Origin of the sequence: Micromonospora sp. NPDC093244, from assembly GCF_040683695.1 — a bacterium.
GTDB lineage: Bacteria > Actinomycetota > Actinomycetes > Mycobacteriales > Micromonosporaceae > Micromonospora.
The window spans coordinates 395300-414660 of sequence record NZ_JBFBEO010000001.1 but is presented as its reverse complement, the minus strand read 5'-3'; the positions used below and the strand labels follow the sequence as shown (position 1 = coordinate 414660).

The following is a 19361-nucleotide window of genomic DNA, read 5'->3' as shown; positions in this document are numbered from 1 at the left end:
AGACGGTACGCCGACCGGACGGCGTCGGGCGCGGTGTCGACTGCGTCACGTCGACCGGTACGATCGGCGGGCAGCTACGAGGTGGAAGCGGAGTGCCGGCATGAGCGATCGTCTTTGCACCGTTTTGCTCTACAGCGACGACCCGCAGGTCCGGGACCGGATGCGGCTCGCCGTCGGCACCCGGCCCGCGCCAGGGCTGCGCATCGAGTTCGTCGACGCGTCGACGTACGCCGAGACCATCCGGCTGGTCGACGACTACGAGATCGACCTGCTGCTGCTCGACGGTGAGGCCAGCCCCGGCGGCGGCATCGGCATCGCCCGGCAGATCAAGGACGACCGGGAGGACGCTCCCCCGACCTGCCTCGTGATCGCCCGCGCCGCCGACCGATGGCTGGCCGCGTACGCCGAGGTCGACGCCACGCTGGTGCACCCGCTCGACCCGGTGACCACCGGAGGCACGGTGGCCGAGCTGCTGCGGACGCACGCACCCGCCTGACGTCCCCCGCCCTCCGGCACCGTCACCCCGGCGCCGGACGAGTCGGCGCCGGTTCCAGCCCACCCGCACTTCGTACGCTCGGGAGGCCCGCCATGGGCGATCGGACCTGGCCGCACCTGCTCAACGCGCTGCTGCGCGGCGAGGAGCTGACCACCGCCGACACCGCCTGGGCGATGGACGAGATCATGACCGGTTCGGCAAGTCCGGCGCAGATCGCCGCGTTCGCCGTGGCGCTGCGGGCCAAGGGTGAGACGCCAGCCGAGCTGGCCGGTCTGGTGGAGGCGATGCTGGGCCGCTCGGTCCCGGTGGTGCTCTCCGAGGATCTGCGCCGTACCGCGCTCGACGTGGTCGGCACCGGCGGTGACCTCGCCCACACGGTGAACATCTCCACGATGACGGCGCTGGTGGTGGCCGGCGCGGGCGTACGCGTCGTCAAGCACGGCAACCGGGCCGCCTCCTCGCTGTGCGGCACCGCCGACCTGCTGGAGTTCCTCGGCATCCCACTGGACCTCGGCCCGGAGCAGGTGGCCCGCTGTGTCGAGGAGGCAGGCATCGGGTTCTGCTTCGCGGCCCGGTTCCACCCCGGGATGCGGCACGCCGGTCCGGTCCGCCGTGAGGTGGGCGTGCCCACCTTCTTCAACTTCCTCGGCCCGCTGACCAACCCGGCCCGCCCCCGGGCCGGCGCGGTCGGTTGTTTCGACTCCCGGATGGCCCCGGTGATGGCAAGCGTGTTCGCCGCCCGTGGCGACTCGGCGATCGTGATGCGCGGCGAGGACGGGCTTGACGAGTTCACCACCGCCGCGCCGACCCGGGTGTGGGTGGCGCAGGGCGGCACCGTACGCGAGGCCGTGCTGGATGCCACGGACCTCGGGGTGCCCCGGTCCACCCTCGCGGACCTGCGCGGCGGTGACGCCGCCTACAACGCCGGCGTGGCCCGTCGTCTGCTGGCCGGTGAGACCGGTCCGGTCCGGGACGCGGTGCTTGTCAACGCGGCGGCGGCGCTGGCCACCCAGGGGCCGTTGGACGGTGACCTGACCGAGGCGCTGCGCGCCGGCCTGGACCGGGCCGCCGAGTCGATCGACTCCGGGGCGGCTGCGGCGAGCCTGGACCGCTGGATCGGCACCGCCACCGCCGTCTGACCCCGCGGCCGGGGTCCCGGGCGGGGAATTGTCGGACCCGGGTGGGAAAGTACAGCCGAGTAGTTCTCCGCTCCCGTCCGTGCGCTGCTGTCGCATCCCGGGAGCGGTTCGCCCGGAGTGAGAGGAGACGCCCGTGTCGCACCGCGAGCTCTACTGCGACGTCTGCGAGGGCGTGGCAGCGTTCGAGGCGCCGCCCTGCGTCGACGGCCACGGCACCGACTGTCCCGAGCTGATCTGCACCGGCTGCGGTGCCGCGGTGGTGGTCGCCACGTTCGCGTCCCCGGTCACCCGGCTGGCCGACCGTCGACACCGTCCGCCGGCCCGTCGCCGCGCCGCCTGACCCGTCCGGGCCGGGGGTATGACGAAGGCCCGCTCCCCCACCGGGGAACGGGCCTTCGTGGCGTTCAGGGCCGGCCGCGACGGCGACCGGGTGGATCAGTGCTCGGCGGTGCGGCGGGTGCCTGTGTAGTACTCGAACAGCAGCCCGCAGGCGGCGAAGACGACAGCCACCAGGCCGGCGCCGATCAGCCAGTACTGCCAGAACACCAGGCCGAGCGCGGCGATCGCGGCGGCCAGCGCCAGACCGAACGGCCAGTAGCTGCCCGGGCTGAAGAAGCCGACCTCACCGGCGCCGTCGGCGATCTCGGCGTCCGGGCGGTCCTCCGGACGCAGGTCGATCCGGCGGGAGACGAACCAGAAGAAGCCACCGCACATCGTGCAGAGCAGGAACGACAGCAGCAGGGCGACGGTGCCCACCCACTCGATGCCACCGGACGCACCGTTGGTCCACGCGGCGTAGAGGATGGTGGCGCCGAAGAGGAACCCGGCGATGATCAGGAAGATACGCCACTCGGTCTTCATGCGGCTGCCCTCAGCTTCCCGGGAAGGCCGGAGCGTCGTCCGGGTTGAAGTTGCTCTGCGTCCGCCGGGTGTCGAACGGCCGCGTGGTCTCCGCGTACGGCTCCTCGCCGATCGCGGAGAGCGCGTCCTGCGTCGACTTACCGCTCTGCTTGGCCGCCAGGAACTGGTCGTACTTCTCCGGCGAGACGACACGCAGCTCGAAGTTCATGAACGCGTGGTAGCTGCCGCACAGTTCGGCGCAGCGCCCGACGTAGGCGCCCTCGGTCTCCAGGCTGGAGACCTCGAACACGTTGCGGATCTTGCCCGGCATGACGTCCCGCTTGAAGAGCATCTCCGGCACCCAGAAGGAGTGGATGACGTCGCGGCTGGTCTCCTCGAACCGGATCGACCGGTTCGTCGGCAGCACCAGCACCGGGATGACCTCGCTGGTGCCGAGCGTCGACGCGGTGGTCTTGGCGTCCACGCCCTGACCGTCGCGGTAGTTGAACTGCCAGTTCCACTTGAACGCGACGACCTCGACCGTGACGTCCGGGTTCTTCGACAGCTTGTCCACGTCGGTCTGCACGATCGCCGTGTAGTAGAAGAGCACCGAGACGATCAGGATCGGCGCGATGGTGTAGAGGAACTCCATCGGCATGTTGTAGCGGGTCTGCACCGGCAGCGCGTTGCCGCGCTTGCGGTAGCGCACGACGCACCAGAAGATCAGGCCCCACACGAACACACCTACCGCCAGGGCGGCGATGCAGGAGGCGATCCACAGGTCGTACATCCGCCGGGACTCCGCCGAGATGCCCCCCTGCGGCCAGCCGAAGCCGTCGAACGCCGCACCGACGTCACAGCCCGTGAGCAGGACCAGCAGCGCGACGCCACCGAGACCGAGCCCGGCCAGCCGACCAGCACCGCGCCGCCGGCGCCCACCGGCCCCTGGGGAAGCGCTGTGCCGTACGGCCGACGGCCGTACCTCCGAACTCCTTGCGACCACCTGGTCCTGCCTCCCTAGCGCGCCGCGGTGCGTCTTTCCTCGGCACCGACGGCAAAGGCGTCACCGACGGTCGCAGATTACTCGACCATGACGGACTCGGCCGTGGTGGGGTCACTGTCCGCCCCCATCGGGGGGATCCTGGGCATACCGCCGCGATAGCGTGGGGATCCGTGAGCGCGAGGAGTGAGCCGGGTTTGCGAGCCCCGCAGCCGCGAACAAAGGAAGCCCCGTGAGCGCGAGGAGTGAGCCGGGTTTGCGAGCCCCACAGCCGCGAACAATGGAAGCCCCGTGAGCGCGAGGAGCAGAGGTCCCGTGAGCGCATCCCCGGTCTACCTGGACGCGGCGACCGCCGCGCCGGCGCATCCGGTCGCCCGGCAGGCGCTGCTGGCCGCCCTCGACGACGGCTGGGCCGACCCCGGGAAGCTCTACACCCAGGCCCGCCGCGCCCGGCAGCTGCTCGACGCGGCCCGCGAGGCCACCGCGCAGACGCTCGGCGTCCGCGCCGACGAGGTGTCCTTCACGTCCAGCGGTACGACTGCCGCGCACGGCGCGGTGCTCGGTGGCCTGGCCGGGCGGCGCCGGGTCGGGTCGACGCTCGTGCACTCGGCGATCGAGCACTCCGCTGTGCTGCACGCCGCCGAACGGCACGTCGCGGCGGGTGGTGCCGCCGACGAGGTGCCTGTCGACCGGCTGGGCCGGCTGGACCTGGACGCCTGGTCGGCTGCCGTCGGCGCTCCAGGTGTCGCGCTGGCCGCCCTGATCAGCGCCAGCCACGAGGTGGGCACCGTGCAACCGGTCGCCGAGGCCGCCGCCGCCTGCGCCGACGCCGGGGTGCCGCTGTACGTCGACGCGGCGCAGTCGGTCGGCCGGGTGCCGCTTCCCGCCGGCTGGTCGGTGCTCACCGCCAGCGCGCACAAGTGGGGCGGCCCGCCCGGGGTGGGTGTGCTGGCGGTGCGCAAGGGCACCCGCTGGGAGTCACCGTGGCCGGCCGACGAGCGGGAGGGTGGTCGTACCCCCGGGGTGGTGAATCTGCCCGCGGTGGTGGCGGCGGCGGCGAGCCTGCGCGCGGCGGCGGCCGACGCCGCGGCCGAGGAGGCCAGGTTGGCGCCGCTTGTGGATCGGATCCGGGCGAGGGTCGCGGCGGAGGTGCCCGACGTGGAGGTGGTCGGCGACCCGGTGCTGCGGCTCCCCCACCTGGTGACGTTCTCCTGCCTGTACGTCGACGGCGAGACGCTGCTGCACGCGCTGGACCGGCGGGGCTTCGCGGTGTCGTCCGGCTCGTCCTGCACGTCGTCCACGCTGCGGCCCTCACACGTGCTGGAGGCGATGGGGGTGCTCTCGCACGGCAACGTCCGGGTCAGCCTGCACCGGGAGACGACCGAGGCGGACGTGGAGCGGTTCCTCGCCGAGCTGCCCGGGATCGTCGCGGGGCTGCGCGCCGAGGCCGGGGTGGTGGGGCTGTGACGATGCCCGACGAGGTGCTCGACTGCCGGGGCCAGCGCTGCCCACTGCCGGTGATCGCGGCGGCCCGGCGGATGCCCCAGGTGCCCATCGGGGCTGTCGTGCGGGTGCTCGCCGACGACCCGGCCGCGGCTGTCGACATCCCCGCCTGGTGCCGGATGCGCGGCCAGGAGTTCCTGGGAGCCATAAGCGGCCCCGAAGGCCCCGCCTACGACGTCCGCCGCCTGCACTGACCCCGGCCCCGACCCCGGCACTCCCCCGGCGATCTTGCGTTTGCGGTTGCCATTTCGCGGCTTCTGCGGGCTTTTGTCCCCGCAGAAAGTGCAAGATCGCCGAGGGTGTGGGCGGGGTTACGGGATCAGGTGGGGGCGGATCTCGTCGGCTGCGGTGTCGCCGTAGGACTCGGCCAGGCGCTTGACGAACAGGTCGCGGCGGATGTCGTACTCCTGGGTTCCCACCGTCTCCAGGACCAGCGTGGCCAGCAGGGAGCCGACCTGGGCGGCGCGCTCCAGGCCGACGCCCCAGGACAGCGCGGTGAAGAAGCCGGCCCGGAAGCCGTCCCCCACCCCGGTCGGGTCGACAGCCCGGATCTCCCGCGCGATCGGCACGTGGATCGGGTCGATGCCACGTCCAGCGATCTCCACGCCGTGCTTGCCCAGCGTGGTGACCCGCACCTTGACCAGGTCCAGCAGCTGGTCGTCGCTGAGCTGCGCCTTGCTCTGCAACAGCGACTTCTCGTAGTCGTTGGTCATCAGGTACTCGGCACCCTCGATCAGGGCCACCACGTCCTCGCCGCCCATCCGGGCGAGCTGCTGCGACGGGTCGGCGGCGAACGCGTACCCGCGGGTGCGGCACTCGGCCGAGTGGCGCAGCATCGCCTCGGGGTCGTTGGCGCTGACCAGCACCAGGTCCAGACCGCCGAGGCGGTCGGCTACCGGGGCCAGCTCGATGTTGCGGGCCTCACTCATCGCGCCCGCGTAGAACGAGGCGATCTGGCACATGTCGGTGTCGGTGGTGCAGACGAACCGCGCGGTGTGCGCCACCTCGCTGACGTGCACCGAATCACAGTCGACGCCGTGCCGCTCCAGCCAGGAGCGGTAGTCGGCGAAGTCGGCGCCGACCGCCCCGAGCAGCACCGGGCGCAGGCCCAGCTGCCCCATGCCGAAGGAGATGTTCGCCGCCACACCGCCACGGCGGAGCACCAGATCGTCCACCAGGAAGGAGAGGGACACCTTGTGCAGCTGATCGGCGATGAGCTGGTCGGCGAAGCGACCGGGGAAGCTCATCAGATGATCGGTGGCGATCGAGCCGGTCACGGCGATCTTCATGTCAACCCTCGGGGTCGGGAGCAGGGCGCGGTCAGCCTACCGGCCCCGTGAACCGGTGGTGTCCGGTCGGTCGGACAACGACTACCGGTCGGGACCGCTCCCCGGCACGACGACGGGGTCGCCCCGAAGGACGGCCCCGTCGTCGCTGGTGCGTGGCGCGTGACTCAGTTGAACGAGTCGCCGCAGGCGCAGGAGTTGCCCGCGTTGGGGTTGTCGATGGTGAAGCCCTGGGCGTCGATCCGGTCGGCGAAGTCGATCGTCGCGCCGGACAGGTACGGGGCGCTCATCCGGTCGACGACGACCTCGACACCACCGAAATCGGTGACGACATCACCGTCGAGCGAACGCTCGTCGAAGAACAGCTGGTACCGCAGGCCGGAGCAGCCACCCGGCTGCACCGCGACGCGGAGCCGCAGGTCGTCGCGGCCCTCCTGCTCGATCAGGGCCTTGACCTTCTGCGCCGCGACGTCGGTGAGGACGACGGAAGTAGGGGCCTGGGCCTCGGTCGACTCGGTCTGCGCTGGCGTGGTCACGTGGAAGTCTCCCTGCGCGGTTTGGGTCCGGACGCACTGGCCAACGTCACGCGCCGACCAATGATTCCCGGTTGTGGTCCTCTCCCGATCGTACGCCGCCTCGGCCTGGTGCACCCGCGTGGCGTGATCGCCGCCGCAGGTCGGCCCGGTCGACGGGGCGACAGGCGGCGCTCAGCGGCTCCACTGCCGGGCCAGTCGGGCGCCCATCTCGCGCAGTCCGTCCGCGGGGCGGCTCAGCGCGGCGTCGAGCCCGCCGGCCTGTTCCCCGCCGAAGTGGTCCACCAGGCTGTACGCGTCGGTGACCCCGGCGGACGCGGCCTCGCGACGGCCGGTGCTGACCTGGCCGGCCACCACCACGCAGGGCACACCCCGGTCGCGGGCCGCGCCGGCCACCCCGGCGACCACCTTGCCGCGCAGCGACTGGTGGTCGAAGGACCCCTCCCCGGTGATCACCAGGTCGGCGGCGTCCAGCGCGGCGTCCAGCGCGGTGGCCCTGGTGACCAGGCCGATGCCCGACTCGCAGCCGCCGCCCAGGGCGAGGATCGCCGCGCCGAGCCCACCCGCGGCACCGCCGCCGGGCAGGGCGCCGAGCCCGGCGGGACAGCCGGGCAGGTCCCGCTCCAGGACCGCCGCGAAACGTTCCAGGGCGGCGTCGAGCAGCAGCACGTCGGCGCGGTCGGCGCCCTTCTGCGGGCCGAACACGTTGCTCGCGCCGTGCAGGCCGAGCAGCGGGTTGTCCACGTCGGTGGCGGCGACCAGACGGGCGTCACGCAGCCGGGGCGCGCCGTCGAGGGCGTCGACCAGGGCCAGGGCCGCCCCGCCGTACGGCAGCGCGGCGCCCGCGGCGTCCAGTGGCGTCACGCCCAGCGCGGCGAGCATCCCGGCGCCGGCGTCGTTGGTGGCCGAGCCGCCCAGCCCGATCACCACCGTCCGCGCCCCGCTCTCCACCGCGGCGGCCACCAGCAGACCCAGCCCGTACGAGGTGGTGGTCTTCGGGTCGCGTTCGGCCACCGACAGCAGGTGCAGCCCGCACGCCTGGGCGCTCTCCAGGTAGGCGGTCGAGCCGTCGGCGGTGAGCAGGATCTCACCTGCCGCCGGACGTCCCAGCGGGTCGACGGTCGGCACCGGCACGCGCCGCCCGTCGAGGGCGTCGGCGAGCACCTCCACGAAGCCCGGCCCGCCGTCGGCGAGGGGCCGGATCAGCAGGTCATCGCCGTCGGCGACGGAGCGCCAACCGGCGGCCACCGCGTCGGCCACCTCCGGTGCGGACAGGGTGCCGGCGAACTTGTCCGGGCAGAGCAGCACGCGCATGCCGAGCAGTGTGGCAGCCCACACCGAGCGAAGCTGCGCCGCGCTCGCGCTGTGGGACCATGGGCTACGTGACTTCGACCTGGGTGGAACCCTCCAACACGGCGACGGCTCTGCTGCTGCTCGGCCGGGGCAGCGACCCCGACACCGAGCGCGGCGTCGAGTGTCCGGGCGATCTGCCGGCGCCCAGCGATCCGGATCTGGTGGCCCGCGCCACTGCCGCGAAGGCGAAGCTGGGCAGCAAGGTCTTCGTGCTGGGGCACCACTACCAGCGCGACGAGGTGATCCAGTTCGCGGACGTGACAGGCGACTCGTTCAAGCTGGCCCGGGAGGCGGCGGCCCGTCCGGACGCGGAGTACATCGTCTTCTGCGGCGTGCACTTCATGGCCGAGAGCGCCGACATCCTCACCACCGACACCCAGCGGGTGATCCTGCCCGACCTCGCGGCGGGCTGTTCGATGGCGGACATGGCCGTGCTGGGGCAGGTCGAGGCCGCCTGGGACACGCTGACCGAGCTGGGCATCGCCGGCGAGACGGTCCCGGTGACGTACATGAACTCCTCGGCCGACATCAAGGGCTTCGTCGGCCGCAACGGAGGCGTGGTCTGCACCTCCTCCAACGCCAAGCGCGCCCTGGACTGGGCGTTCGAGCAGGGGCAGAAGGTGCTCTTCCTGCCCGACCAGCACCTGGGCCGCAACACGGCGGTGCTGGAGATGGGCCTGTCGCTTGACGACTGCGTGCTCTACGACCCGCACAAGCCCGGTGGCGGGCTGACCCCGGAGCAGCTGCGCGACGCCAAGATGATCCTCTGGCGGGGGCACTGCTCGGTGCACGGCCGGTTCACGCTCGACAGCGTCAACGACGTACGGGCGCGGGTGCCCGGCGTCAACGTGCTGGTCCACCCGGAGTGCCGGCACGAGGTGGTCACCGCGTCCGACTACGTCGGTTCCACGGAATACATCATCAAGACGATCGAGGCGGCGCCGGCCGGCTCGGCGTGGGCGTTGGGGACCGAGCTGAACCTGGTCCGCCGGCTCGCGCTGGCGCACCCGGACAAGCAGATCATGTTCCTGGACAAGGCCGTCTGCTACTGCTCGACGATGAACCGGATCGACCTGCCGCACCTGGTCTGGGCCTTGGAGGAGCTGGTCGCGGGCCGGGTGGTCAACCAGATCACGGTGGACGCCGACACCGCCCACCACGCCCGGGTGGCACTGGACCAGATGCTCGCCCTGCCCGGCGCGGACACTCCGCCACCGAGCGCCGGCTGATCACTTTCCGTAGCGCCGTTGGTACGCAAAAGTGCCGGATCACCGATTAATGCCACACACGCCGGTCTGACCGAGTCCTTTTTCGTCACCGAGGGCTATGCTGCCGGAGCGACGACGCGAGCGGGCCGTTTCGATATGGCCGCATCCGGGGTAGCGACAAGGTTCACGCTCCCCACCATCAACACAGCAGCACCGAAGCGCTGGAGGTTGCGTTGACCGACGACGTCCTGATCGTGCACGGAGGCACTCCGCTTGAAGGGCGGATCCGCGTGCGCGGCGCGAAGAACCTGGTTTCGAAGGCGATGGTCGCCGCGCTGCTCGGCGACACCCCGAGCCGGCTGTTCGACGTGCCCAAGATCCGTGACGTCGAGGTGGTCCGGGGTCTGCTCGGTCTGCACGGCGTCAAGGTGACCGACGGCGTCGAGGACGGCGAGCTCGTCTTCGACCCCGCGAACGTGGAGAGCGCGAGCACCGACCAGATCAACGTTCACGCGGGGTCGAGCCGGATCCCGATCCTGTTCTGCGGTCCGCTGCTGCACCGGCTCGGGCACGCGTTCATTCCGGACCTGGGCGGCTGTCACATCGGCCCGCGTCCGATCGACTTCCACCTGCAGGCGCTGCGCGAGTTCGGCGCGACTGTCGACAAGCGGCCCGAGGGCCTGCACCTGTCCGCGCCGAACGGGCTGCACGGCACCAAGTTCGCCCTGCCATACCCGAGTGTCGGCGCCACCGAGCAGGTGCTGCTGACCGCGGTGATGGCCGAGGGTGTCACCGAGCTGCGTAACGCCGCGGTGGAGCCGGAGATCATCGACCTGATCTGCATCCTGCAGAAGATGGGCGCGATCATCAAGGTGCACACCGACCGGGTGATCGAGATCCAGGGCGTGCCGAAGCTGCACGGCTACACGCACCGGCCGATCCCGGACCGGATCGAGGCGGCGAGCTGGGCCGCCGCCGCGCTGGCCACCCGTGGCCACGTCGAGGTGCTCGGCGCGCAGCAGGCCGACATGATGACCTTCCTGAACATCTTCCGGTCGGTCGGCGGCGAGTACGAGGTCACCGACGCCCGCGCTCCGAAGCTGGGCGACCCGGGCCAGGAGGGCGGCATCCGCTTCTGGCACCCCGGTGGCGAGCTGAACGCGGTGGCGCTGGAGACCGACGTGCACCCCGGCTTCATGACCGACTGGCAGCAGCCGCTGGTCGTGGCGCTGACCCAGGCCCGCGGCCTGTCGATCGTCCACGAGACGGTGTACGAGCAGCGGCTGGGCTACACCGAGGCACTGAACTCGATGGGCGCCAACATCCAGGTCTACCGGGACTGCCTCGGTGGCACCCCGTGCCGCTTCGGCCGGCGCAACTTCAAGCACTCGGCGGTCATCGCCGGGCCGAGCAAGCTGCACGCCGCCGAGCTGATCATCCCCGACCTGCGGGCCGGGTTCAGCCACCTGATCGCGGCGCTCGCGGCCGAGGGCACCTCCCGGGTGTACGGCGTCGACCTGATCAACCGGGGCTACGAGGACTTCGAGGCCAAGCTCGCCGACCTGGGCGCGCACGCCGAGCGTCCGTAACGCCGAGCACCAATCGTTCGACGACGACGGCTCCAGGTCGCACCGCGGCCTGGAGCCGTCGGCCGCTGTACCGCGATGTGCACCGGGCTCCTGTCGTTGGCTACCCTTGCCGCGTGCCGTCGCTCTTTCGCCGCAAGTCCACCGACCTCGTCGACGAGGCCGTCACCTCGGTGACCCCCGAGGAGACCGCCGACCGTCCCCGGGGTTACACCCCGGCCAAGGGTCGCGAGACTCCGAAGCGGCCCACCGTCGGCCGTCGCCCGGCCGGCCCCAGCCGTCCTCTGACCAAGGAGGAGGAGCGGGAGCGCCGCCGCCAGCTGCGTGCCGAGGCCGCGTCGGAGTTCCGCCGCGAGGGTGGCCCCCGCGACAGGGGCCCGGAGCGGCTGCTGGCGCGCAACGTGGTCGACTCCCGTCGTACCGTGGGCACCTGGTTCTTCGGCGGCGCGCTGATCGTGCTGATCGGGTCGAACGCGGCGATGCCGGCCCCGGTGCGGCTGATCTCCAACCTGCTCTGGGGCGCGTTGGCGCTGGGCGTGGTGATCGACTCCGTGCTGATCTGCCGCAAGATCGGCAAGCTGGTCCGCGAGCGCTTCCCGAAGACCGACCAGCGGATGGGTTCGCTCTACCTGTACGCGGTGATGCGGTCGATCACGTTCCGGCGGATGCGCGCGCCGGCTCCCCAGGTGAATCTGGGCGACAAGGTCTGAGCGCCCGCGCCGCGCGAGCGGCATCGGCCCAAGCCCGTCACGAAGCATCCGGGGCCCGGATGTTCGTTGTACCGTACGCGTAGTTCACCCTGGTGAACAGGTTGTCGCTGGTCGGCCGACGAACACTGATCCCTGGAGCGCAGCCATGCCCGCTGAGCCGGACGGCCCCCTCGCCACCATCGCCGGGGCCCTGCGTCGGGAACGCGAACGGGTGGGCATCTCGCTTACCGAGCTCGCTCGCCGGGCCGGGGTCGCGAAGTCCACACTCTCCCAACTGGAGTCGGGCACCGGCAACCCGAGCATGGAGACGCTGTGGGCGCTCAGCAGGGCGCTCAACGTGCCGCTCGGCCAACTGGTCGAGCCGGCCACGGGCGGCGTGCGGGTGATCAGGGCCGGCGACGGGCCGCAGGTCGGCTCCGAGCAGGCCGACTTCACCGGCAGCCTGCTCAGCGCCGGCGCGGCGCACCTGCGCCGGGACATCTATCTGATCAAGCTGGAGCCGGGCGCGATCCGGACCGCCGACGCGCACACACCGCGCAGCGTCGAGCATGTGGTGCTGGCCGCCGGACGGCTGCGGGTGGGCCCCGAGTCGGGCCCGGTCGAGATCGAGCCCGGCGACTACGCGGCGTTTCCCGGCGACGCGCCGCACCGCTACGAGGCGCTGGCGCCCGGCACCGTCGCGGTCCTCGTCATGGAGCATCCCTGAGCCTCGGGCGGGCGTACCGCCCCGGCCCCGGCTCGACGGTGGGAGTATCGTCGAAAGCCAGATTCGGTTATAGACCCAAATGTCCGAAACTATGGGATAACGTTTGCGCCCGTGGGCGGTGCCACAGTGGCGGTGGGAGAGCCCACGCCGTTACCCTCCATCCGCAGCCACACCCTGCCGGGACGGGCGAACCGGAACCGGTACGCGAGGCCCCAGCGCGACAATTTGCAACGAGGTGACAACGCCGTGAGCGAGCGGACGCGAGCCGGCCACCGGGGCGTGGCAGGCGGCGACCGGACGCCCGGCGGTCACCGGCGTACGAACGCGGACGGCCCACCACCGGCGGGGATCGACCGAGCGGTCGGGTGCGGCGACGGGCTCGACGGATGAGCGGCCGCTACACCGACCGGTGGCGGGACCCGAACGAACCGTCCTGGGTGCTCGAACCGACCACCGAGTGGCATCCCCAGTTCCCCGGCCAGCGCTACCCCGGCGACATCGGGATGTCCCACCAGCCACCCCCGCCGTCCCGTGGCCGGGCGACAGTGGTCGGCCGTACCGACGTGCCACCACTGGCGCCCACCCGCCCCGACGGCACCTACCTGGGCCGGTCGTGGGCCGACGAACCCCCGGCCGAGCAGGACCCGTACGGCCGGTCCTGGCCCGACGAGGAGCAGCCCCACGGCCGATCGCGGGTTGACGACGACAACGGCTACGGCCGCCTGCGCGGCGACGAACGTCCGGCCGAGGCGTCCGGCCACGGCCACTCCACCGACACCCGCCACTACGACCACGAGCCGTACCGGCGGCCACTTCCCGAGCCACCCCGCCGCGACGACCGCCGTTCCGAGCCGGACCGGCGGACCGCCTGGTCCGACCGACGCCCCGGCGACGAGCGCGCACCGGCCCGCGAAGCCGCCTGGCACCGCGACCAGCCCGCCACCGAGCGGTACGACAGTCGCCGGTCCCGGCACGAGCCGGCCGAACGGGACCGGGGATACCCGGGCACGCAGCCGGTCTCCCCCGCTCCCCGCGTCGATTCCGGCTGGGTGCCGGAACCCGAGGAGCCGCCGCGCCGCCGTGGCACGCAGGACCGCCCGGCCGCCGGCTACGACCGGCACCCCTCCGACGGGTACGGACCCCGCCCCGCCCGGGGTCACGACGGTCGCCCGGTCGAAGGCTGGGCCGCCGAGGGCGCGGGCCAGTGGGCGCCCGTGGACAGCCGCTCGCGTCACCGCCCGGACGAGGGCGCCGGCGCACCGCGGACACCCGACGAGGGACGCCGCCGCCGGCCCGACCCGGAGACGACGGGCCAGCCGCGCAGGGACGACGAGCGTCGGCGCCCCGACACCGACCCGCACCGGCAGCAGCCACGCGAGGCGGCGGCCCGCGCCGAGACGTACCCGGACCGGCGTCCCCGCGAGGAGGTACGGCCGGACACCTACCACGAGGCCCGCCCACGGCCCGGTCACCGGCCGGACGGCGACCTGCCGTGGCCGCCCCCGGGCCCGGTGCGTCAGGACCGCGCCCGCGAGACCGGTCCCCGCCCCGAGCCGCACAGGCCCGCCGAACCCGGCGTCGCGGCGCGACCCGCCGCCCGTTCCGAGCGCGCGCCGGCCCCACCGCCCCGGTACGACGAACGACAGGCACGTCCGGCGGCCGCCCCGCCACCGCCGCCCAGCCACGGTCGGGCCGCTCCGACGCCGTCGGCACCCGTGTCCCCCGCCACGCCGGGCCGGGCCACTCCCGCGCGCCCGGAACGGCAGGTGTCCCCCGCGCCCGTCCCGCCGGCCGCGACACCCGGATGGGACCGACCGGTCTCGGCCGCACCGGTCTCCCCCGCGTCGACGGATTACGGGCACCGGCCGGCCGAGCACCTCCCACCCGCTCGCCCCGACCGGGACCGGCCGGTCTCGGCTGCCCCCGTCTCGCCGGCGACCGACGGACCCGTCTCCGGTCCACCGGCCGCCCGCCTCCGGCTGGAGTTCCTGCCCGCGCCCGTGGATCCACCGCTGCCCGACGAGCAGCCGCAGACGCCTCCGCAGCCCCAGTCGTCGCCGCCGTCGTCGCCGCCGTCGGGCGAGCGTCGGACGCCGTCCGGCCCGGCGCCGACGGCCTCGGCCCCGCCGGCCGCGCCGCCGCGCTACCCAGGTGTGAGCCAGGCGAACCGCCAGGCCGACGACGAACGGCGCAGCGCGGAGCGGGCACCCGAGGCGCGGCCGGTCGGTGAACCGGCCCCGCCCGCCTGGCAGCAGCCGGACCGAACCACGCCGTCGGCGCCCCCGGAGGCCACCGCGCCGTCGGCGGACGCCGAACCGGCGCTCCCGATCGCCCCGGGCGTGCCGCGTCGCTACGTCCCACCACCGCCCTCGGAACCGTCGGTACCGCCCGCCACCGAGTCGGCCGAGGCACCGGTGCGGGGGCCGGACGCCTGGTTCAGCCCCGCCCAGACGGCGGAGTCCGACCGGGACGGTACGACGGCGGACCAGCCGCCCACAGCGGGACGGCCGATCCTCGACGACCCGAGCGACGCGGCCCCACGGACCGGAGACCGGCCCGAGCGGTCGACACCGCCCGCCCAGCCGCCCGCCAGCGCGGCGACCGGCCGACGAGACGACCCGATCGTCGAGCCGGCCGCACACCCGGTCTCCGCGCCGCCGGTCTCCGCGCCGCCCATCTCGTCACCACCGGCGGCCCAGGACTCGGCACCGCAGGTGCGCCCGGTCTCCGCGCCGCCCGTCTCGGACCCGCCGACACGGCCCGTCTCCGCACCACCGGCGGCCCAGGACTCGGCACCGCAGGAGCGTCCCGTCTCCGCGCCGCCCGTCTCGGACCCGCCGACACGGCCCGTCTCCGCACCACCGGCGGCCCAGATCTCCACACCGTCAGCGCGCCCCGTCTCCGCGCCTCCCGCCGCGGCAACCTCGGCCGGGCCGGTCTCCGCGCCGCCGGCCACAGATGAGGACGACGCACGCTGGGTCCGCGATCCCTGGGCTGACGATGTCGCCGAGGACGGGGAACCCGCGTACGGTCCGGCGGCGCTCGACCCGGTCTCCGGCCCACCGGCACGCCCGGTCTCCGGGTCAACGGATGTCACGCCGTCCGACCCGCGCAGCGAGCCTGACGCCGAGCGTCCCGGTTCCATCCCCGACGTTTTCAGCTCCTGGACGGAGGTCGCCGACCCCGAGGCAGCGGCCCAGCCACCCGCGCCGCCGGCGTGGGACGAGCACGACCCGGCGGTGGAGGTGACCTCCGCGCGGCCCGACGAGGACCCCGAGCGGTCCGATTCGGCAGCGCCGGTGTCCGCAGCGCCGATGTCCGCGCCGCCGTTCCCGTCCGGACCGGTCTCCGCACCACCCGCCCCGGCCACGCCGGTATCCGCGCCGCCCGCATCCGGGCCGCCCGCCCCGACGACACCCGTGTCCGGGCCGCCCGCAATCGACGTACCCGTCTCCGCGCCGCCCGTCTCCGCGCCGCCCGCAATCGACGTACCCGTGTCGGATGTGCCGGCCGCGGCCGTTCCGGGGCCGCGGACCGGGTCTCCCGCCGAGAGCGCACCGGTGTCCGCGCCGCCGGCCGCGCCGCCGGAGCCCGCACGACCGTCGCTTGCCGACGAGGGTGACCCGGAGCAGGTCCTGGGGGCGTACCGCTGGCGGCTGGACCCGGTCACCCTGCGGGAGGAGTTGACCGAGCCGGACGATCTGCGGGCCATCCGGCGGCGGTTGACCGGGAAGTTGGGCTCGGCCGTCGACAACCGGGCGCGGGCGCGGCTGCTCAGCCTGCGGGCGGTGGCCTCCCGGATCCTCGGCGAACTGGACGACGCGCTGGCCGACGGCCGGCTCGCCCTCACCTACGCCGAGGCCACCGGCGAGCTGCGCCGGACCGCGCTGGCCCAGGCCCGGCTCGCCCACGTGCTGCGGTGGCGCGGCGACTTCGCCGAGGCCGACCTGTTGTTCGCCCGGGCGAACTCGATCGAGCTGCCCGACCGGTTGCGGGCCGCGCTGCACGAGCACGCCGGACGGTCCTGCTACGACCAGGGCCGGCTGATGGAGGCCTGCCACCACTTCGAGCGGGCACTCGACCTGCGCGGCGCCGGCGACGCCGAACTGCTCGACCGGATCCGGGTGGCCCTGGACGCGGTCGCCGCCCGCGCGTCGGCGGACGGCTTCGGGCCGTACCCCAGGAGCCGGGACGACATCCTCGACCGCGACCGACCCCCGGTGCCGGGGCAGGACGGAGCCCTGTGGGGGTACACCGACGCGGACGGTGACCTGGTCATCCCCGCCCGGTACGCGGAGGTGCAGCAGTTCCACGACGGGCTGGCCTGGGTACGCCGCCCCGACACCGACAGGTGGTCGCTGATCAACCTGCTCGGTACGACGGTGATCCCTCCGTCGTACCGGATGGCGCGTCCGTTCAGCGACGGCCTGGCGTGGGTGGTCGGCGAGGGCGGCTGGACGGCCATCGACGCCACCGGCTCGGTGCAGGTGCCGCCGAACTTCGCCGAGGTGCGCCCGTTCCGCAAGGGCGTGGCGGCGGTACGGCGGGAGGGGTGGGGTGCCGTCGACCGGACCGGCCGGATCGTTGTGGCGACCCGCTACCACGGATTCCACACCGAACTCGCCGGTGGGGAGCAGATCGACGGGTTCACCGACGAGGGGCTGGCAGTCGTGGACGTGGCGGGTCGGCGCGGTGTGGTGGACCGCACGGGGGCGGTGCTGGTGCCGCCGGCGTACCCGATGCTTGTCATCCACCCGGTGGCGTTCCTCGTCGAGACTCCCGGCGGGCGGTGGGGCGCGCTGGACCGGCGCGCCGAGCCGCTGATCGACCCGGTGCACCCCGACCGCGCGGCGGTGCTCGACGAGATCGACAGGTTGCTCGCCGACGCGAATCCGGTGCTCTGAACGCCGGTCGGCGGTGTTCACCTGGCGGGTCTAGGGTCGGGGAATGGAATTCCGACACCTGGGCCGTTCCGGCCTGATGGTCAGCGAGATCTCGTACGGCAACTGGATTACCCACGGCTCGCAGGTCGAGGAGGACGCCGCGTTCGCCTGCGTGCGGGCTGCCCTGGACGCGGGGATCACGACCTTCGACACCGCGGACGTGTACGCCGGCACCCGCGCGGAGGGCGTGCTCGGCCGGGCGCTGGAGAACGAACGCCGGGAGGGCCTGGAGATCTTCACGAAGGTCTACTGGCCGACCGGGCCGGGTCGCAACGACCGTGGCCTGTCCCGCAAGCACATCATGGAGTCGATCAACGGCTCGCTGCGCCGGCTGCGTACCGACTACGTGGACCTCTACCAGGCCCACAGGTACGACTACAGCACACCGCTGGAGGAGACGATGGAGGCCTTCGCCGACGTCGTGCACTCCGGTAAGGCGCACTACATCGGGGTCTCCGAGTGGACCGCCGAGCAGCTGCGCGCCGCGCACCCGCTCGCCCGGGAGCTGCACGTTCCGCTCGTCTCCAACCAGCCGCAGTACTCGATGCTGTGGCGGGTCATCGAGGCCGAGGTGGTGCCGGCCAGCGAGGAGCTGGGCATCGGGCAGATCGTCTGGTCGCCGATGGCGCAGGGTGTGCTCTCCGGCAAGTACCTGCCGGGCGAGCCGCCGCCGGCCGGTTCCCGCGCCACCGACGAGAAGTCCGGCGCGGGCTTCATCTCCCCGTTCATGAACGACGACGTGCTGACCCGGGTGCAGCGGCTCAAGCCCCTCGCCGAGGAGGCCGGGCTGAGCATGGCCCAGCTCGCCGTGGCGTGGGTCCTGCAGAACCCGAACGTCTCCTCGGCGATCGTCGGCGCGTCCCGCCCCGACCAGGTGCACGACAACGTGAAGGCGGCCGGGGTGAAGCTCGACGCCGACCTGCTCAAGGCGATCGACGAGATCGTCGAGCCGGTCACCGAACGGGACCCGGCGAAGACCGAGTCTCCCGCGCAGCGTCCCTGATGCCGGTCCGGTCCGGTCGGCGCGTCACGTCACCTGTCGCGCCGACCGGGCCGGGTCAGCTCTGCCAGAAGCGGATCAGATCCAGGCCGGTGGCGTAGAGCCACGACGGCAGGCCGAGCAGGTCACCGACCGCGAAGACCGCGTCGAAGAACCATCCTCCGATGCGCGGGTTCCACAGCAGCGCGAAGAGCAGGATGAAGCCGTACGGGGCGAACAGGTCGTACATCCGCCGCCACTGCGGGTTGAGCCACGGTTGGATCATGTTGCCGCCGTCCAGGCCGGGCACCGGCAGCAGGTTGAGCACGCTCGCGGTGAGCTGGAGGAACGCCAGCAGCGCCACCCCGGCCCAGAACTCCACAGGGCCACCCGAGGACGTACCGAGTCGTACCGCCAGCACCAGCAGCAGCGTGAACAGCACGTTCGTCGCCGGGCCGGCGAGGCTGACAAGTGTGTGCCGCAGCCGCCCCGGGATGGAGTGCCGGTCCACCCACACCGCGCCGCCGGGCAGGCCGATGCCGCCGAGCAGCACCACCACCACCGGCAGCACGATCGACAGCAGCGGGTGGGTGTACTTGAACGGGTTGAGCGTCAGGTAGCCGCGGTGGGCGATGTCCCGGTCACCGGCCCGGTAGGCGACCACCGCGTGGGCGTACTCGTGCAGGCAGAGCGAGACCAGCCAGCCGGAGACCACGAACAGGAACACGTTGAAACGGGCGTTGCCGTACCCGTTCCAGCTCAGCACGCCGCTGACGGCGAAGAGCGCGACCAGGCCGAGGAAGACCGGGCTGGGCCGGAACGCCGCCTTCGGCACGCCGAGCACCAGCCCGTCGGCGCCCGGCCGGTCGTAGCTCATCACTCGGCCGTGGGCAGCAGGCTCATCCGGTAGTCCACCCGGTCGTCCTCCACGAGCGCGACCGATGTGACGCCGGACGCCGCGAGCTCCCGCCAGGTCTGACCGATCCAGGATTCGGCGTCGGCCTGACTGCCGAACGACTCCGCAGGTCCCTCGACCGTCTGCCCGTCCGTGCCCTCGTACCGCCAGCTCCACGCCATGC

General features: G+C 73.0%; 18 protein-coding genes. 11 read left to right on the top strand and 7 right to left on the bottom strand.

Annotated elements, in window-relative coordinates:
• Nucleotides 1-100: 100 nt before the first annotated feature.
• The 3 genes from AB0N27_RS01925 to AB0N27_RS01915 all read left to right on the top strand — a co-directional run bounded on the left by AB0N27_RS01925 (nt 101) and on the right by AB0N27_RS01915 (nt 1975).
• Nucleotides 101-496 carry a hypothetical protein gene (locus tag AB0N27_RS01925; protein ID WP_357993430.1) on the top strand — a complete coding sequence of 132 codons (396 nt, stop codon included), beginning with the start codon at nt 101-103 and terminating at the stop codon, nt 494-496.
• A gap of 92 nt (nt 497-588) precedes the next feature.
• Nucleotides 589-1635 (top strand): anthranilate phosphoribosyltransferase, encoded by a 1047-nt coding sequence (gene trpD / locus AB0N27_RS01920; RefSeq protein ID WP_357993427.1) that lies wholly within the window; start codon nt 589-591, stop codon nt 1633-1635.
• A gap of 133 nt (nt 1636-1768) precedes the next feature.
• A complete protein-coding gene (locus AB0N27_RS01915) occupies nt 1769-1975 on the top strand; it encodes a hypothetical protein (RefSeq protein ID WP_364362533.1) in 207 nt (68 codons plus the stop codon).
• 95 nt (nt 1976-2070) lie between these two features.
• Here the strand turns inward: AB0N27_RS01915 and AB0N27_RS01910 are convergent, their stop codons facing one another.
• Both AB0N27_RS01910 and coxB read right to left on the bottom strand, forming a co-directional pair.
• A complete protein-coding gene (locus AB0N27_RS01910) occupies nt 2071-2496 on the bottom strand; it encodes a cytochrome c oxidase subunit 4 (RefSeq protein ID WP_364362532.1) in 426 nt (141 codons plus the stop codon).
• A gap of 10 nt (nt 2497-2506) precedes the next feature.
• On the bottom strand, nt 2507-3478 hold the full coding sequence (gene coxB / locus AB0N27_RS01905) for a cytochrome c oxidase subunit II (RefSeq protein WP_364362531.1): 972 nt from the start codon (nt 3476-3478) through the stop codon (nt 2507-2509).
• A 312-nt stretch (nt 3479-3790) separates the two neighbouring features.
• Here coxB and AB0N27_RS01900 point away from each other — a divergent pair, with 312 nt between their 5' ends.
• Complete coding sequence (locus AB0N27_RS01900; RefSeq protein ID WP_364362530.1) at nt 3791-4942, top strand: aminotransferase class V-fold PLP-dependent enzyme; 1152 nt, start codon at nt 3791-3793, stop codon at nt 4940-4942.
• The gene (locus AB0N27_RS01895) at nt 4939-5172 is read left to right on the top strand and encodes a sulfurtransferase TusA family protein (RefSeq protein ID WP_364362529.1); all 234 of its coding nucleotides are present in this window, start codon (nt 4939-4941) and stop codon (nt 5170-5172) included. The genes AB0N27_RS01900 and AB0N27_RS01895 overlap by 4 nt, the downstream gene beginning before the upstream one ends.
• 117 nt (nt 5173-5289) lie before the next feature.
• Here the strand turns inward: AB0N27_RS01895 and AB0N27_RS01890 are convergent, their stop codons facing one another.
• The 3 genes from AB0N27_RS01890 to AB0N27_RS01880 all read right to left on the bottom strand — a co-directional run bounded on the left by AB0N27_RS01890 (nt 5290) and on the right by AB0N27_RS01880 (nt 8111).
• Nucleotides 5290-6267 (bottom strand): carbohydrate kinase family protein, encoded by a 978-nt coding sequence (locus AB0N27_RS01890; protein ID WP_364362528.1) that lies wholly within the window; start codon nt 6265-6267, stop codon nt 5290-5292.
• A 164-nt stretch (nt 6268-6431) separates the two neighbouring features.
• Nucleotides 6432-6800 (bottom strand): iron-sulfur cluster insertion protein ErpA, encoded by a 369-nt coding sequence (gene erpA / locus AB0N27_RS01885; RefSeq protein ID WP_007463211.1) that lies wholly within the window; start codon nt 6798-6800, stop codon nt 6432-6434.
• A gap of 171 nt (nt 6801-6971) precedes the next feature.
• Nucleotides 6972-8111 carry a glycerate kinase gene (locus AB0N27_RS01880; protein ID WP_364362527.1) on the bottom strand — a complete coding sequence of 380 codons (1140 nt, stop codon included), beginning with the start codon at nt 8109-8111 and terminating at the stop codon, nt 6972-6974.
• A gap of 68 nt (nt 8112-8179) precedes the next feature.
• On the opposite strand from AB0N27_RS01880, the gene nadA reads away from it, so the two are divergent.
• The 6 genes from nadA (at nt 8180) to AB0N27_RS01850 (ending at nt 18306) form a co-directional block, all read left to right on the top strand.
• On the top strand, nt 8180-9379 hold the full coding sequence (gene nadA, locus AB0N27_RS01875) for a quinolinate synthase NadA (protein WP_364362526.1): 1200 nt from the start codon (nt 8180-8182) through the stop codon (nt 9377-9379).
• Between the two features lie 212 nt (nt 9380-9591).
• Nucleotides 9592-10947, top strand: a complete 1356-nt coding sequence (murA, locus tag AB0N27_RS01870) for a UDP-N-acetylglucosamine 1-carboxyvinyltransferase (protein ID WP_364362525.1) — start codon at nt 9592-9594, stop codon at nt 10945-10947.
• Nucleotides 10948-11060: 113 nt separating this feature from the next.
• Nucleotides 11061-11654: a DUF3043 domain-containing protein gene (locus tag AB0N27_RS01865; RefSeq protein WP_364362524.1), complete on the top strand. Its 594-nt coding sequence runs from the start codon at nt 11061-11063 to the stop codon at nt 11652-11654.
• 145 nt (nt 11655-11799) lie between these two features.
• Complete coding sequence (locus AB0N27_RS01860) at nt 11800-12360, top strand: XRE family transcriptional regulator (protein WP_364362523.1); 561 nt, start codon at nt 11800-11802, stop codon at nt 12358-12360.
• 386 nt (nt 12361-12746) lie between these two features.
• Nucleotides 12747-17264, top strand: a complete 4518-nt coding sequence (locus tag AB0N27_RS01855) for a WG repeat-containing protein (RefSeq protein ID WP_364362522.1) — start codon at nt 12747-12749, stop codon at nt 17262-17264.
• A gap of 43 nt (nt 17265-17307) precedes the next feature.
• Entirely contained in the window at nt 17308-18306 is a 999-nt protein-coding gene (locus AB0N27_RS01850; protein WP_364362521.1) for an aldo/keto reductase family protein, read from the top strand.
• A 55-nt stretch (nt 18307-18361) separates the two neighbouring features.
• Here the strand turns inward: AB0N27_RS01850 and AB0N27_RS01845 are convergent, their stop codons facing one another.
• Together AB0N27_RS01845 and AB0N27_RS01840 are read right to left on the bottom strand one after the other, a co-directional pair.
• Nucleotides 18362-19159 carry a site-2 protease family protein gene (locus AB0N27_RS01845; protein WP_364362520.1) on the bottom strand — a complete coding sequence of 266 codons (798 nt, stop codon included), beginning with the start codon at nt 19157-19159 and terminating at the stop codon, nt 18362-18364.
• On the bottom strand, nt 19159-19359 hold the full coding sequence (locus tag AB0N27_RS01840) for a hypothetical protein (RefSeq protein ID WP_007463228.1): 201 nt from the start codon (nt 19357-19359) through the stop codon (nt 19159-19161). Before AB0N27_RS01840 ends, AB0N27_RS01845 begins: the two co-directional genes overlap by 1 nt.
• Nucleotides 19360-19361 lie beyond the last annotated feature (2 nt).